Raw genomic sequence first — 15,103 nt, forward strand, 5'->3', positions numbered from 1 at the left:
GCGCCGGGTGGGGCTCCACGTCTGCGAGGTCACCGCGGTACGGGTTCGGTCCAGGGTGCTCCGGCCGGTGGCGCGCGAGCGGCCCTGGAGGTGCTGGAGGGCCTCGGGGAGGCTGAGGTTCATTCCGATGCCCGGTCGCCGCGCACGCGGAGCACCGCGGTGGCTGGGCGCCGAGGTGTTCTTCGGGCCCGGGAGGGGACCGTCCCGCTGTCCGAAGGGGTGCCTCCCGTTCGTGGTCCCGGCCCGCCGCTGGGTGCCGGTTCGGGGGTGCCTTTGCGGCCCCGTGTCCCGCTCACCCCGGAAACCGGCCGGTGGACCGCAGCTGCCAGCGGCGCTCGGCGTAGGCCAGGTCGTCCCGCCACAGCCGCCCGGCCGCGGCGCGTACCAGGGGCCGCAGCAGGGGCTGGGCCCGGAGCGCGGCGGTGAAGCCCGGACGTTGCGAGGTGGCGATCACCGCCTCGATGACGGCGGTGCGGGGTCTGCCGGCCCTGTCGGTGCCGAGCGGCGTGGCATGGGTCTCCACGACGGAACCGGCACCCTCACCGTCGGTGATGTGCATGACGACGGTGCGGGGTCCGGGCGCGGTGAAGACGGCACGGACCGGCACGACCAGTCGGCCCGCCATCTTGAACGACACATCGACGGTCAGGGCGTCCGGGGCGTCGTCCACCGCGGTCGCCGGGTCGCCGGCCGCGTCGGCCACGGTCAGGTCGACGAACGAGTACGGGTGGAACCACGCTCCGTGCCACGGATCGAGCCGGTTGGCCACCACGTCCTCGGGCTCGCAGACGCCCCTTCCTGTGTACACGGCGGTCAGGGCACGTGCGAGCTCCGGCCGCCGTGCCACGACCGGTGCGTCCAGCGGTTCCTCACCGCCCGCCGCGTCCAGCCGTGCCCACACCAGTACCCCGTCGTCGTGCACCGGCAGCGGTGACCAGCCCGCGTGCGGGCGGCCGTCCAGGGCGAGTCCGTGCCAGCGGCACACCAACGTGCCGCAACGCACCGGGCCGTCCCGCAGCGGGGCCCCCAGATGAGGGCAGATACCCGGTCCCCCGACAGGGCGCCCGTCGGGTCCGCGCCACACGACGACCTCCTGCTCCGCCACGGTCACGGCGAGCTTGCCGTCGCCCCGCAGGGCACGGGACGCGCCGACGACGTACCAGTTCCCCGACGGGCGGGCCTGCGCGCGTTCCAGCGCCCCGGCGATCACCCCGGGCCGCGCATCGGGCCATGTGGGACGCTGCCCCTCCCAGGGCACGGCGCGGCGGCGGAGCGTCAGCGGCGGACGGCGGTGGTTCACGCGGCCTCCTCGGCCGGGTGGGCGGCCGCCGTCGGCAGCACGCCGGTGGGCCGGGGGCCGAAGCGGGCGGACGAGCCGTGTACGGGACTCGTCCGCGCACGCAGCCGGGCCGCCGCCAGGCGGACCAGCCCGTCGGCGGCGGCCGCCGCTCTGCGTCGGCGCGGTACCACCGACCGCCGGTGCAGCACGGTGTATCCGTCACGGGCGACGGTGTCGAGGATGGCGCCGTACAGGACGGTCGCGGTGCGGATGCAGGGCCGCGCCACCGGTTCGAGCAGCTCGATGCCGGGTGCCGCGGCACGGTACACGCCGCGGGTCAGGGCCTCGAACTCCCTGAGCGCGGCGGTGACCCGACGGTCCGGGCGCTCCGCCGCCCGGCACCGGACCAGCAGCTCTCGGTCGACGCCGTGGCAGGCGAGCAGGTCGGCTGGCAGGTAGACGCGCCCGCGGTCCAGGTCCTCGCCGACGTCCCTCAGGAAGTTGCTCAGCTGAAAGGCGACGCCGAGCGCCGCGGCGTACGGTACGGCTTCCTCCCTGGGCACCACGGTGCCCAGCACCGGCAGCATTTCGAGGCCGATCACCGCTGCCGAGCCGTGCATGTATCCGCTCAGGTCCGCGTAGGTGGGGTAGGCCGTCACGGTCAGGTCGGAGCGCATCGCGGTCATGAAGTCATGGAAGTAGGCGGGGTCGATGGCGTAGCGGTGTGCGGTGTGGGCGAGAGCGTGCACCACGGGCTCGTGGCTTCGGCCGCGTTGCAGTCCTGTCTCCAGCTCCTGCTGGAGACGGGTCAGCGTGCGGTGGCGCGCCTCCACCTCGGTGCCGGGGCTGTGGGAGTCGACGATGTCGTCGGCCCAGCGGGCGAAGCCGTACAGGGCGTGCACGGCGGACCGGTGTTCGACGGACAGCAGTCGTGTGGCGAGGAAGTAGGTCCGGCCGTGCCGGGCGTTGAGGTCGCGGCAGCGGCGGTAGGCCGTCCGCAGGGCCGGATCGGTGATCCCCGCCGCGTCCAGTTCCCGATCGGTCATCGTGTCCTGCCTTCGGTCTTCGGGTCTGTGGGTTCGACTGGGTTCGCCGGTACCTCAGGAGGCTCGGCGGCAGCTGGTGGGTTCGGTGCGGGAGCCAGCGGCTCCCGCACGGCGGCGGGGAGGGTGTGAGGGGTCCTGCGGGCCGGAGGGGAGGTCGTCGGCCCGCGTCCGGCGGGCCGGGACGCGGACGGGGCCAGGAGGCTGGCGGGAGCCGGGGGGCGGGCCGCTGAGGAGCGCGGCCGGGAGGTTCCGCGTCGGGGCACTCCCGTGACGCGGGCTGCGGCCAGTTTCCCCGACAGCAGTACGGTCGGTACTCCGACGCCGGGGGTCGTGCCGCAGCCCGCCAGGACCGCGTTCTGCGTGCCGCGCACCAGGTTGCGTGGTCTGAAGGGCCCGGTCTGGGTGAGGGTGTGGGCGGCCGAGAAAGGGGTTCCGGCGGCGTGTCCTTGGGCGTGCCAGTCGGCCGGGGTGATCAGGCACTCCTCCTTGATGGCGGCTTCCACACCGTCCAGTCCGCGCCGGTCGAGTTCTCGCAGCAGCTCATCGCGGTATCGCGGGCCGAGCTCGGACCAGGCCGCCGGGTCCGGCCCGATGTCGGTGTTGGGGCAGGGGGCGAGGATGTAGTGCAGGTGGCGGCCCGGCGGTGCGAGGCCGGGGTCGGTGGTGGTCGGGCGGGTGACGAGCAACGACGGATCGCTCATCAGCCGTCCGGCGCGGGTGAGTTCGTGGAACGTGCCGTGCCATGCCGCGCCGAACGAGATCGTGTGGTGGGAGAGGTGGGGCCAGGTGCGGTCCGTGCCGAGGTGCAGCACGACCGCTGAGGGAGAGTGGCGCAGCCCGAGCGGTCTGCGAGGCCGGTGCCCTAGCAGTTCGTAGGCGGCCGGCAGGTCCGTGGTGAGGACGACCGCGTCGCACGGGATGCGATCGGCGCTGGTGACGACGGCCGTGATCCGCTCTCCGGACTGTTCGAGGCGGGTCACCCGCTGCCCGAACCGCAGATCCGCGCCGGCCTCGGCGGCTGCCGCCGCCATGGCCCGCGGCAGGGCGTGCATGCCGCCGCGGGGAAAGTAGACGCCTGCGACGGTGTCCATGTAGGCGATGACGGCGTAGGCGGCCAGCGCCCGTGCCGGCGGCACACCCGCGTACAGGGACTGGAAGGAGAACACCCGGCGCAGACGCTCGTCGCTGAGGAACCGGCCGATCCGGGCGTCCAGGCTACTGAATCCGCCGAGGGCGGCCAGCCGGGCGAGGTCGGTGGTGAGCAGGCCGAGCGGTGAGTCGAAGTTGGTGTCGATGAAGCGGCGCATCTGAACGCGGTACAGCCGCTGAAGCCAGGTGCGCAGCTGCCGGTAGCCCGCCGCTTCGGCCGCCCCGGCGAACCGCTCCACTTCTGCCGCCATCGCGTCCGCCTCGGTGTGCACGTCGATGCTGCTGCCGTCCGCGAAGCACGCCCGGTAGGCCGGGTCCAGGGGGATCAGCTCGACCCGCTCGTAGAGGCTGTCGCCGACGGCGGCGAACGCCTCGTCGGCCAGGTCGGGCATGGTCAGTACGGTCGGTCCGGTGTCGATCCGGTACCCCGCCAGGTCGAGGCGCCCGGCGCGGCCACCGGGCAGCTCGTCGCGCTCGACGACGGTGACCCGGCGTCCGGCCCCCAGCAGGTGCAACGCCGCCGACAGCCCGGCGAGTCCGGCGCCGACGACCACCACGTGGTCCGTGGGACCGGGCAGGGTTCGGGTCACCGGTCCCTGCCCGCGTCGCTGTCGGCCCGGTACGTTTCGTGCGCGGGCCGGGGCCCGGCGGTGCTCCCGTCCGGCCGTGCTCCGGCCGTCGCGAGCAGCAGCCCGCGCAGCGGCCCGGCTGCCTCCGCGTCGAGCGGGGCGGCGTCGAAGTGCCGTAGTGCCTGTGCGGCGAGCCGGTCGATCTTGGTCTCCACGGTGGCGCGCGCGCCTGTCGCGATCAGCACGTCCCGTATCTCGTCCAGACCGCGCTCGGTGAGAGCTGGTTCGCCGAGCCACCGGTCCAGGACGGACAGCGCGGTGCGGTTGCCCGCGGCCTCGGCCCGCGCCCGGGCGACCGCGACGGGATAGGTGGATTTGCCTTCCCGGATGTCTTCACCGCACGCTTTGCCGGTCTCCCCCGGGTCACCGAAGACATCGCCGAGGTCGTCGCGCAGCTGGAACGCCATACCGGCGCAGCGTCCGGCGTCGCACAGTTGGCGTGTCGTCATCTCGTCGGCGCCCGCCATGGCGGCTCCCAGGGCGAGGGGCCGTTCGACCGAGTACAGGGCGCTCTTCAGCCGGGCGGTTCGCAGCAGCCGGGGCAGGGAGCGTACGGCGGTGACCTGACCTCGCAGGTCCAGGTACTGGCCCGCCACCATCTCCGTGCGCAGATCGCTCCACACCCGCCGCACCACCGCCGCCGTGCGGGGCTCCATCGGTGTCTCCGCGACCATGTCGTCGGCCCAGGCGAGCGCCAGGTCGCCAGCGAGGACCGCCGCCGACCGGCCGAATCTCCGGGCCCGCTTGGCCTCCGTCCGCTCGGCATACGCGGCGGTCAGGTCCGTGTGCAGGGTCGGCCGGCCCCGTCGCAGCGTGGCCCGGTCCATCACGTCGTCGTGCACGAGTGCGCATGTCTGGAGCAGTTCCAGGGCCGCTCCCATCCGCAGGGCCCCTGCCGCGGATGCCGGATCGCGGCCAGCGCAGGCCCTGGCGGCCCACCACACCAGTTGGGCCCGCGTGCGCTTGCCGCCCTGGACGGTGAAGCGCGTCATCCGTTCCGCGACTTCCCCGGTGAACTGGGGATCCACCAGCCGCGCGCGGCTCAGGCGCTCCGCCAGCACATGGACGAGCAGCCGGCCGACGGCTCCGGGCACGTCCGCGTCGAACCGGTGCACCTCGGCGGGGTCGGCCGGAAGTTTCCCACCGGTTGCGGGGGATGCCCCGTCCGTGTCGTGTCTCTCCGCGTCGCCGGGCACCGGCACGCGCGCACATGACGCTGCGGGCGCCGCGGCGCCCGGCCAGAACGGCGGGGGCTCGGTGTGGTCCTTCGCATGGGTGGGACGCATCCCGGGTTCCTTCCTTCAGGCTTGTCCGCTCCTGTCATCCGGCTGCTTCTGTGCGAAGGGGCCTGGCGGATGCGCGGCCGTCCCACGTGATTGCGGCGATTCCGGGCATCCGTCTCTCCCGCCGTGCCGTTCGGCCGCCCGGTTCCCGGGCGTGGTCCGCATCCGCCGGGGTGCCCGGTCCGGAATACCGGTCGGTGGGGGGGGGGGCGGGGGGCGGGCCGCCCGCCCCCCGCCCGGGTATACCCCCCCGGCGGGCGGGCCCGCGGTCGGGGGGGGGGGGCCGCCCGCGGGGGGGGGGCGGGTGCGTTACTGGGGGGGGGGGGGGGGGGGGGGGGTGCGCGCCCCCCCCCCCCCCGACCGGGATATCCGCCGCGGCGGGACTGCCCCGGGGCAGCGAAACGGGAAGAGCACCAGGAAAGGGAGGCACTGTGCCTGAAGTGGACGTGGCCGTCGTGGGGGCGGGCGCGGCGGGGCTGTCTCTCGCCCACCGGCTCGCCGGGCCTGTTCCCGGCCTGCGGACACCGTCCGTGGTCCTGGTGAACGCGCCGCCTGGCGTGCTGCGGCCTCCGCCGCGGACCTGGTGCTACTGGGCGGAGGGTTCCGGGCGGTTCGACGCGGCGGTGCGGGCCGAGTGGCGGCGGCTGCGGGTTCACTCACGCGCCGGCGTCCCGGTCGAGGAGGACATCGCCCCGCTGCGGTACCGCATGATCCGTTCCGACGACTTCGAGCGCCTGGTCTCCCGGGACCTGGCGCAGAGCTCCAACGTGCGCCGCCTCGAAGCGACCGTCGAGGGGGTGGAGGACGTGCCCGGTGGCGCACTCGTCCGTCTGAGGCAGCCCGATGGCCACACGCGGGTGCTGAGCGCCCGCTGGGTCCTCGACTCCCGTCCCCCCGCCACCCTGCCGCCCGCCCGCACCACCCTGCTGCAGCACTTCCACGGCTGGTTCGTCCGCACGGCCCGGCCCGCCTTCGACCCAGCCGTCGTGGAGCTGATGGACTTCCGCACCCCGCAGCCCGCCCATGGCCTTTCCTTCGGCTACGTCCTGCCGACCGCGCCCTGCGAGGCGCTGGTGGAGTACACCGAGTTCTCGCGGCGTCTCCTCACCCCGGACCGGTACGAGGCCGCCGTGCGGAACTATGCCGATCAGGTCCTGTGTCTCGGCGAGCGGAAGGTACTGGCCAGAGAGACGGGCGTCATCCCCATGACCGACGCGCCGGTCCCGCGGCGGGCCGGGGCCTCGGTCTTCCGCGTGGGCGCCGCGGGCGGAGCGACCCGCCCGGCCACCGGCTACACCTTCGCCGGTCTGCAACGCCAGACCGAAGCCGTCGCCGATGCCCTGCGTCGCGGGCGCCGTCCCCTGCCTCCCGCCGCCCACTCGTTCCGCTCGCGCACCATGGACGCCGTCCTGCTCCGCGCGCTGGACAGCGGGAGGGCCGATGGCCCGGAACTCTTCAGCCACCTGTTCGCCCGCGTGCCCATGGCACGGCTGCTGCGATTCCTCGACGGAGCGTCCAGCCGGTACGAGGACCTCTGCGTCGGCCTGCGGACGCCTGCCGGGCCGATGCTGCGCTCCGCGCTGGAGCTGCCCCGCCTGCCACGCCGCCCCTTCCCCCTCCCCGCACCCACCGGCCCCGCCTCTCGCCTTCCTTCGACGGAGACTTCATGACGCTGCCACGCGACGAGCACCTCGCCGCCGCCTTCGGCCACGCCGCACGAACCCACGGTGCGCTCGCGGCCACCAGCCCCGGCTTCCACGCTCATCCGCGCCCCCCGGTACGCCGGCCCGGTGTGCACGCGTACGCCCTCCGCGGGCGGCGGGCCGCCGGTACGGGGTGGACACCGGTGTGCCGCGGTGTCCACCCCGTACCGGCGGGGACACCGGTGTGCCGCGGTGTCCCGCACCGCGCGGCGGGCCTGCCGGAAGACGAGTCGCGCTACCGGCACCCGCGGGGCAGCGTGGTGGGGCCCGACACCGCCGGACGGTTCGCGCACCGGCCCGGCCCGGCCGGCTCCGGCCGGGTCCACGCCCTGCCTCTGCCTGGCTGGCGAACGGTTCTCCCCCCTGCCTGCGTCGCCCGAGGGGCGCACGGCTGCGGGAAGGACGCGTGACCCCCCGCCGGGGCGCGGCGCGCCGGGGACGGGACCGCCGGGCCCGCATCCTTCCCGCCGCGCCCGGCGCCCCCCGGGTGCGGGGAATCCCGCCGTCGGTCGCCGTGGTCGGCGCGGGCATCGCCGGGCTGGCCGCCGCCACGGTGCTCGCCGAGCGAGGGATAGCGGTCACCTTGTACGAGAAGCGGCAGCATCTCGGCGGCAGGGTCGGCGGTTGGCCGACCGAACTGCGTGACGGGTCGACGGTGACCATGAGCCGAGGCTTCCATGCCTTCTTCCGCCAGTACTACAACCTGCGCGGACTGCTGCGCCGAACCGACCCCGGCCTGCAGCGGCTCACTGGTCTTGCGGACTACCCGCTGCTCCACGCCGGTGGCGCTCACGACAGTTTCCGTCACGTCCCGCGTACCCCGCCGCTCAGCGCGCTCGGCTTCGTCGCGCTCAGCCCTTCCTTCCAGCTCGCGGACCTGCGCGCCATGGACCCGATCGCGGCCCTGCCGCTGCTCGACGTGCGCGTTCCGGAGGTGTACGACCGCCTGGACGGTGTCAGCGCCCACGCTTTCCTCGACGCCGTGCGCTTTCCCCGGGACGCCCGTCATCTGGCCTTCGAGGTGTTCTCCCGCAGCTTCTTCGCGGACCCGCGGGAGCTGTCCGCGGCAGAGATGGCGCTGATGTTCCACATCTACTTCCTGGGCTCCGCCGAAGGGCTGCTGTTCGATGTGCCCCGTTCTCCCTTCCCTGCCGCCCTGTGGGATCCGCTCGCCGCCTATCTGGCCGGACACCGCGCGCAGGTGCGCACCGGTACCGCGGTCGAGCACATCGCACCCGTACCGGGCGGCGGATTCGTAGTGACCGGTGAACGCGACGAGTTCCACTGCGACGGGGTCGTCCTCGCCCTGGACAGCGCGGGGCTGCGTTCACTGGTCGACCGGTCCCGGCAGCTGGGCGACGCGCCCTGGCGTGAGCTGATCGGACGGCTGCGTACCGCGCCCCCTTTCCTCGTGAGCAGGCTCTGGCTGGACCGGCCCGTCGCTCCGGACCGGCCGGGGTTCCTCGGGACCAGCGGTTTCGGCTCCCTGGACAACATCAGCGTGCTGGAACGCTACGAGGACGAAGCGGCTCGGTGGAGCGCGCGCACCGGAGGCTCCGTCGTCGAACTGCATGCCTACGCCGTACCGCCCGGAGCCTTCCGGGCCTCCGAACAGAACGGCCTCCTGCGTCAGTTGCACCGGGTCTACCCGGAGACGAGCACGGCCACCGTCCTGGACGCCCGCCACGAATGGCACGAGGACTGCCCCCTGTTTCCGACGGGCGGCTACGGGGGCCGCCCCACCGTCCGTACCCCGCACCCGCGGCTGGCCGTGGCAGGCGACCTGGTCCGCACCGGCCTTCCCGTGGCGCTCATGGAGCGGGCGGCCACGAGCGGATTCCTCGCGGCCAACGTCCTGCTGGAACAGTGGGGGGTACGGGGGCAGGCCCTGTGGACGGTGCCGGAACGGGGGCGGAACGCGCTCCTGAGATCCCTTGCCGCCCGGGGGCTGACGCGGCATGGGCAGGCGGCATCCCCCACTCCACCGTGAGCCTTTTCAGCGTGGCCATCGATCGGGGGGCTGGGCGGGGTGGGCCGTTGACCGCGAACGGACCACATCAGCCTGCTGCCCTGCGAAGCCCTGTGACCTGCCTTCGTCACACTGACTCAACCAAGTGAGCCTGATCACGAGAGCACCGCCCGTGCGTCGGCGCGTCTGGCGCTTCATCTGGTCCGGGTCGGGTATCCGCTGATTCATGTCTCTTACGAGCAGTGGCTCCTCCCTCCCTTCCCTTCCGTTCTCCGCGCCCCGTTCCGTCTCCGCTGTCGTCCCCGCCCGGTTGCGTGGTCTGCTGCACAGCCGCGACCTCACCCTGTTCCGCAGCGTCGCCGGCCAGCGCTGGCCGGGCGCCGATCAGGTGCTGCCCCGGCTGAGCCGCAGCGCCGATCACGGGCTTCTCTGGTTCGGCGCCGCGGCCGGTATGGCGGCACTGGGCAGCAGTGCGCGGGCACGCCGGGCGGCGTTGCGCGGGGTCGCGTCACTGGCTGTCGCCTCGGCCGCGATCAATACGGTCGGCAAGCGGATGGTGCGCCGGGAGCGGCCGGTGCTGGACCTGGTTCCGATGGTGCGGCAGCTCAAGCGGCAGCCGTTCACCACGTCGTTCCCCTCCGGGCACGCGGCGTCCGCGGCCGCCTTCGCCACGGGTGTCGCCCTTGAGTCGAAGCGCTGGGGCGCGGTCGTCGCCCCGGTCGCGGCGGCCGTGGCCGTCTCCCGTGTCTACACGGGTGTGCACTATCCGGGTGATGTGCTGGCCGGTGCGGCGCTCGGCATAGGAGCGGCGTTCGCGTTGCGCGGGGTCGTTCCGACCCGGGGTCAGCTGCCCGCACCGGGCCGTCCCCCGGAGGAGGTTCCGCAGTTGCCCGCCGGCGAGGGTCTGGTCGTCGTGGTGAACCGTGAGTCCGGCACCGCCACCGCGACTGCTTCGCTGGTGCGCGAGGCGCTGCCCCTGGCCGAGGTCGTGGAGTGCGCGCCCGGCGAGTTGTCCGGGGCGCTGGCCGAGGCGGCGGACCGGGGCCGGGCGCTCGGGGTCTGCGGGGGTGACGGCACGGTAAACCTGGCGGCGTCCGTCGCGGTGACGCACGGGGTGCCGCTCGCCGTCTTTCCCGGTGGAACGCTCAATCACTTCGCATACGATCTGGGCATCGAGACGGTGTACGACACGGCGTCGGCCCTCGCCTCCGGGGGCGCGGTCAGGGTGGACGTGGGCCGGTTCCGGCCCGGTCCTGAGGGGCCGGACGGAGCGGACGGCTACTTCCTCAACGCGTTCAGCCTGGGGGTCTATCCGGAGCTCGTGCGGACCCGGGAGCGCTGGACGCCCCGCATCGGCGGCTGGCCCGCCGGGGTCCTCGCGGCTTTCGAAGTACTGCGTGGCCGACGCCCGCTGACGGCCGAGCTCCAGGGAGAGCGGCGGCCGTTGTGGCTCCTGTTCGTGGGCAACGGGCTCTTCCAGCGGGTGGGGCCCGCTCCCGGGCGGCGGCACAACCTGGCGGACGGCCTGCTGGACATCAGAGCGGTCCACGGCGGCCGGACCCCGGGGCTGCGCCTGCTGGCTGCGGCCGTGGCCGGTCCGCTGACCCGCTCCCCCGTCCACGCGGCGGTACGAAGGCACCGCGTACGGATCACCGGCCTGGCACCGGGAACCCCGTATGCGTATGACGGGGAAGTCGCCCGCTCGGGGACCGAGCTGACGGTCGACAAGCTGGCAGAAGCGCTCGTGGTCTACTGCCCCATGGTGCTGTGACGCAGAGACCGGGGCGGCGGACCACGGTCCTTGGCCCCGAGCGGGAACATCACCGGACCGCGCTCGGCGATGAGGCGGTGCGGACAGGAGACGTCAGCCACGAGCCGAGAGCCGCGTAGTCGCTGCGGGCTCGGGGCCGCCGTGCCTTTGAGGAAGCGGGTGGGTGGGCGACATCCGCCGCGGGCACCCTCCGAAAGGGCCTGGTGCCCGGCCGGGCACCTGGAAGCGGCGGCGCGCACGCGGGCCTGCCGCGCAGCCGCCGAGCGGGCCGGGCACGACCGGGGCGTCCCTGCCGCATACGCTGTCGCTGGCCGCTCCGGTCAGCTGGTGCAAGCGCCGGATGAAGGGCCACGGCGTGGGTCCGGGCCCGTCAAGCGGTGCCCCCTCTGCGCGCGTTTCGGAGAAGGTGTGTCCGGGAGGTACCGTCGATGCCAGTCCCGCAGTTGCTGACCGTCGACGGACCGTTCACGCCGTCTGCCGTCGGCCGGTCACTCGTCTCCCAGCTGGAAGCGCCCATGCCTCGCCGGTCACCGGGCGAGATCAGAACCGAACAGTCCCGCCGCAGGGGCGCCAGGAACCGGCAGGTCATCCCTGGCCTGTCCACGGCGACGAACCGGCAGATCGCACAGTTCGAAGCTCAGCACGGGCTGCCTCCCGGTCACGTCGCCCACGCCTTCCAGGCATGGGCCCTGGCGCTTCACTCCTGGCCCGACCACGGCCCCGGCCACGGACGCGGAACCACGCTCTGGCGGGACGCCCACGCGCGGACCCTGCTCCAGGGCGCGGCCTCGGCCATGAATCGCAAGGCGCGCCGTCAACTTCTCGGAGCGGTTGCTCCCCTGGACGACCGCTTCTTGACACGGACCCTGCCAGATCCGTTCTCACCGCCCGCAGACCCCTGGTGGAAGCGCCGCCTCGCGGACTGATCTACCCCACGGGTCAGGCCCACAGACGGGCACGCTGTTCTGCGCACCCCGGCATGATCGTTCTCACTCCGGGTTCCCTGTGCCGGTACTGCTCACGTCTGGTAACCGCGTTTCAGAAGCACGCCGTTATCGTGTCCACGACGGATCTGCGGAATGCCTCTTCGCCCGGGGATACCACCGTGACCGTCCACAGTCGTGAGCCGGTAAACGTGATCTCGTACGGCTCATAGCCGCTGCTGGTGCGGACGTAGGGGTCTTCGAGGGCTACGGCCTTCAGGGTCTGCCATTCTGCTGGCTCGTACACGAGGGCAAAGGGCCCCTCTTCCCTGGCATCGAGCGCGTAACCGAACTCGTCCCAGTGCGCCAGCATCTCCTCGTCGCGTGCCACGAGTACATGGTCCGTGGACTCCGCCCATGTCATTGCTCCGGGAGCCCACGGCAGGAAATCGCCGGAGCCCTCGCTGTCCGTCGCGATCCGGGGCTGTGGCCACCGCGCGGACCACCGGCCGAAGAACCGCTCCATCGCCGGCGGAACGGGACCGTGAGCCACGAGTACGGTGTCATAGCCTGTGATCATGAATTTTTCCCTCCAGAAGTGAGGCCGGGGTGCCTGGCCTTGGCGCGGTCCACCGTAGTCCCGCCCGGAGCAGTGGCAGGCCGGTCACCAGGCGTTCGGCGAACGCGACCTGTCCAGCGGCGACTACGTCTGCGTGTGGGCCATGGCATCCACCCGCGCGTACGCCTGCGGGAGGCGAAGCCGTGGGCGCTCGTGCTGACGGGTGTGCGCGGACGGCGTCAAAGGAGCTGATCGCCATGAGCGACGGCCACCGGTAATCGGCCGACTCCTGGCCGACCTGCTGCGTGGCTGTCAGCGGTGCGGGGCGCGCCCCTGTCCTGGCGGTCAGCGATGAGGCACTCGGGGGCCGACCGCCTCCAGCTGCCCTGCCTCGCACCTGCCGAGCACACTCTGGCAGCGCCCTGACCACCCACGGAAGCGGCCCGCATCCCGCTCCCGCTCCCCGCCGCCGTCCCAGTCCTCCGACGACCGGCCACCACCGGATTCCAAAGGCGTGTCAACCACACGGGGCAAGGGCCGCCGTGCCGCTCAGCTCGCTGTGCGGCATCAGCCAGCCGGCTCACCCCACATCGGCGTCGGCCCAGATGGGTGGCGGAGCGGGTTCATCTGGAGGACCTCGTGCTGGGCGAGGCGGATGAAGCCTCGTGCTGGGCGAGGCGGGTGAAGCGCTGCCTGGTGAAGATCCGGGAGGAGAGCATCAGTTCAGTTAGCCGTGAACCTCGCCTCGCCGGACCCGGTGTCCACCCGGAACGCCTCCGCCAGTTCCTTGAGCGGCCTCTTCTCGAACCCGTCGGGGACCACTAGTTCGACCACCCCCGCTCCGTCCGCCCCCTCATGCCGCTCGCCTCCGGGACCGACTCCCGGGGGAAGCGGCTTGCACGTCACGCGTTCGCCGCCCTCTACGATCTCGGAGAGGGCCATGATGCGCCCACTCGCATCGAACGCCGCATACACACGCATAGAGACCACTCCTGGTTAGTCCTGGCTAAAGGGCTGTCCCGTAATACCTGGCGGGCGTGCGACGACAGCCAGGGCACCTCGCCGCGTTGCCGGAACGCCCGGATACATCCAGCATTCGGGCGTCCCTCCGCTGTGCGATGCACCGCGTCTGACGCGGCACGCTGATCTACCAGGGATGACGGACAGCCCTCAGGTCACGGTGATCATGCTGATAGCGAAGCTGGAGGCGTTGGCCGCACTCAGATGGACCCAGCGCTTTTGCGGAATGCCCTGACTGTTGTCCCAGGTGACAGCCTCTCCCAGGTAGTACAGGGTCGCGGTCTGGTCGCTCAGCGGGTTCTGGCTGACACACATGCGTACCCAGAATCCGGCACTCTGGTCATTGGGCCACTGCCACTGCCACCACTCGTCCGCACCATTTGCCATGAAGAGCGCGCCACTGGCTATCCGGTAGACGTCCGACGGCATGACACACACTCCTGTCTTCCAATCACCCCCCTTCTTCAAGAATGAACCCATTTGGGCGAGTCGCAACCGAATTCGACGGCGTGCTTTGGGCCGTGCTCGCCTCCGTCTCCACGGCCCTCCGGTCCAGCGGGCGGGACCAGGGTGCGCGAGACGGCGCCTTCGACGTGTTCGGGGAGGATGGGGCCGAGTGCCTTCGCGGCCGGAGCGGAGAAGCGGACCACGTACGGCTGTGCGGTCGTCCGTGCCTTCCCCGCGGCTCTGCCATGCCGGTGAACTCGCTGTCCTCGTAGCCGAAGACGACGAACACCGCGGTCAGGAAATGCGATGCCGCCTTCGAGGACCGGTGCGGCTCCGGCGAGCGAGAGGCGGGCGCGGCAGCGGAACCGCCCGGCCGGGAGTTCTCCGAGGAAGCCAGGGTGATGTGCCGGTCCTCGATACGGCTCCACCGCATCCGGGGGTGCGTGCCGTGGGCGGGGGCGCAGTTCCCGGGCCAGTCCTTCTCTGGCGTGGCCGGGCGGGGCGAGCGCGATGAACACGCGCACAGTCGCGGGCCGAGTCCGGTCGTTCACACCGGACTTCGTACCGCACCCGGCAGTGGGTGCGACGACCCGGGTGCGGCGGGCGGGCGCCCGCGGCCGCGACGCCCGGGACCATTCCCCCTTCGGCCGCATCGGCAACAGCGCCACCCCCCACGGGCGCACGAGCAGGACAACAACCGCACGGACGGTCATCCCGCGCCCGCCTGCCCTGTCGCAGCGAAGGTGCAGCAGTCTCACCGAAGTGTGAGCACGGCCTCCGCGGTCTCCCCCGCGGTGAGGTTGGTGGAGTCCAGGACGTTCTTCTCGTACGGGCCGAGGTCGGCGAAGCTGTCGTATATCTGGTTGAGGATCTGGCGGTCGGTGAGCGGGTGTTGAGAGCGGGACGTCCCGCGGTCCAGTGCGACGTCCCGGTCGGGCCGCAGCACCACGTAGACGAGTCCGACGCCCACGGCCTTCGCCGCTTTCTCGTACTCCTCCAGGAACCACGGCCCGACCACCCCGTCGACCACGGTGTGGTAGCCCCCGGCGGCGTAACCGGCGGCTGCCCTGGCGATCACCCCCGTGACCGTCCGGTTCTGCTCATGCGCCTCCGGCAGGTACGGCGCCAGCGCCCCCTGCTTGATCGCCGCGTAGAAGTCGTCCGTATGAAGATGCACGCTGGGAGAGAGCCTGTTCTGGGCCAGGATGCGCGCGACGGTCGTCTTCCCTGAGCCCGAAGGCCCGCTCACCAGGATGATTTGCATCCTCCCACCGTAGGGGCAGGTGCCCAGTCTCGACGCGGCAGGACACCACCCTGCACAAGAC

13 protein-coding genes and 1 pseudogene are annotated in these 15,103 nt (G+C 72.6%); 5 read left to right on the forward strand and 9 right to left on the reverse strand.

Annotation, left to right across the window (positions count from 1 at the left end; translation table 11 throughout):
- Positions 1-292: 292 nt before the first annotated feature.
- From ACFVWY_RS29730 to ACFVWY_RS29745, 4 genes are read right to left on the reverse strand one after another with little or no spacing between them, the layout of a single operon-like run.
- A complete protein-coding gene (locus ACFVWY_RS29730; RefSeq protein WP_389877807.1) occupies positions 293-1,300 on the reverse strand; it encodes a DUF5914 domain-containing protein in 1,008 nt (335 codons plus the stop codon).
- Positions 1,297-2,325, reverse strand: coding sequence for a phytoene/squalene synthase family protein (locus ACFVWY_RS29735; protein WP_389877808.1), 1,029 nt, complete (start codon positions 2,323-2,325; stop codon positions 1,297-1,299). The genes ACFVWY_RS29730 and ACFVWY_RS29735 overlap by 4 nt, the downstream gene beginning before the upstream one ends.
- Entirely contained in the window at positions 2,322-4,064 is a 1,743-nt protein-coding gene (locus tag ACFVWY_RS29740) for a phytoene desaturase (RefSeq protein ID WP_389877809.1), read from the reverse strand. Before ACFVWY_RS29740 ends, ACFVWY_RS29735 begins: the two co-directional genes overlap by 4 nt.
- The gene (locus ACFVWY_RS29745) at positions 4,061-5,389 is read right to left on the reverse strand and encodes a polyprenyl synthetase family protein (RefSeq protein ID WP_389877810.1); all 1,329 of its coding nucleotides are present in this window, start codon (positions 5,387-5,389) and stop codon (positions 4,061-4,063) included. Before ACFVWY_RS29745 ends, ACFVWY_RS29740 begins: the two co-directional genes overlap by 4 nt.
- 428 nt (positions 5,390-5,817) lie before the next feature.
- On the opposite strand from ACFVWY_RS29745, the gene ACFVWY_RS29750 reads away from it, so the two are divergent.
- The 5 genes from ACFVWY_RS29750 (at position 5,818) to ACFVWY_RS29770 (ending at position 11,755) form a co-directional block, all read left to right on the forward strand.
- On the forward strand, positions 5,818-7,056 hold the full coding sequence (locus tag ACFVWY_RS29750; RefSeq protein WP_389877812.1) for a lycopene cyclase family protein: 1,239 nt from the start codon (positions 5,818-5,820) through the stop codon (positions 7,054-7,056).
- Positions 7,053-7,499 carry a hypothetical protein gene (locus ACFVWY_RS29755; RefSeq protein ID WP_389877813.1) on the forward strand — a complete coding sequence of 149 codons (447 nt, stop codon included), beginning with the start codon at positions 7,053-7,055 and terminating at the stop codon, positions 7,497-7,499. Before ACFVWY_RS29750 ends, ACFVWY_RS29755 begins: the two co-directional genes overlap by 4 nt.
- Positions 7,496-9,079: an FAD-dependent oxidoreductase gene (locus tag ACFVWY_RS29760; RefSeq protein WP_389877815.1), complete on the forward strand. Its 1,584-nt coding sequence runs from the start codon at positions 7,496-7,498 to the stop codon at positions 9,077-9,079. Before ACFVWY_RS29755 ends, ACFVWY_RS29760 begins: the two co-directional genes overlap by 4 nt.
- A 205-nt stretch (positions 9,080-9,284) precedes the next feature.
- Entirely contained in the window at positions 9,285-10,829 is a 1,545-nt protein-coding gene (locus tag ACFVWY_RS29765; protein ID WP_389877817.1) for a bifunctional phosphatase PAP2/diacylglycerol kinase family protein, read from the forward strand.
- Between the two features lie 428 nt (positions 10,830-11,257).
- On the forward strand, positions 11,258-11,755 hold the full coding sequence (locus tag ACFVWY_RS29770) for a hypothetical protein (RefSeq protein WP_389877818.1): 498 nt from the start codon (positions 11,258-11,260) through the stop codon (positions 11,753-11,755).
- A gap of 112 nt (positions 11,756-11,867) precedes the next feature.
- Here the strand turns inward: ACFVWY_RS29770 and ACFVWY_RS29775 are convergent, their stop codons facing one another.
- From ACFVWY_RS29775 to ACFVWY_RS29795, 5 genes and pseudogenes are all read right to left on the reverse strand, one after another.
- Positions 11,868-12,332, reverse strand: a complete 465-nt coding sequence (locus ACFVWY_RS29775; RefSeq protein ID WP_389877820.1) for a hypothetical protein — start codon at positions 12,330-12,332, stop codon at positions 11,868-11,870.
- Between the two features lie 702 nt (positions 12,333-13,034).
- A complete protein-coding gene (locus ACFVWY_RS29780; protein WP_389877821.1) occupies positions 13,035-13,292 on the reverse strand; it encodes a hypothetical protein in 258 nt (85 codons plus the stop codon).
- A gap of 189 nt (positions 13,293-13,481) precedes the next feature.
- Complete coding sequence (locus ACFVWY_RS29785; protein WP_389877822.1) at positions 13,482-13,760, reverse strand: hypothetical protein; 279 nt, start codon at positions 13,758-13,760, stop codon at positions 13,482-13,484.
- Positions 13,761-14,117: 357 nt separating this feature from the next.
- Positions 14,118-14,329 (reverse strand): annotated as a pseudogene (locus tag ACFVWY_RS29790) (RNA 2',3'-cyclic phosphodiesterase); the annotation flags it as partial.
- 203 nt (positions 14,330-14,532) lie between these two features.
- Positions 14,533-15,042, reverse strand: a complete 510-nt coding sequence (locus ACFVWY_RS29795) for an AAA family ATPase (RefSeq protein WP_389877824.1) — start codon at positions 15,040-15,042, stop codon at positions 14,533-14,535.
- Positions 15,043-15,103: the final 61 nt, after the last annotated feature.

The sequence above is a fragment of the Streptomyces sp. NPDC058195 genome (assembly GCF_042883525.1).
In the GTDB taxonomy this organism is placed as follows: domain Bacteria; phylum Actinomycetota; class Actinomycetes; order Streptomycetales; family Streptomycetaceae; genus Streptomyces.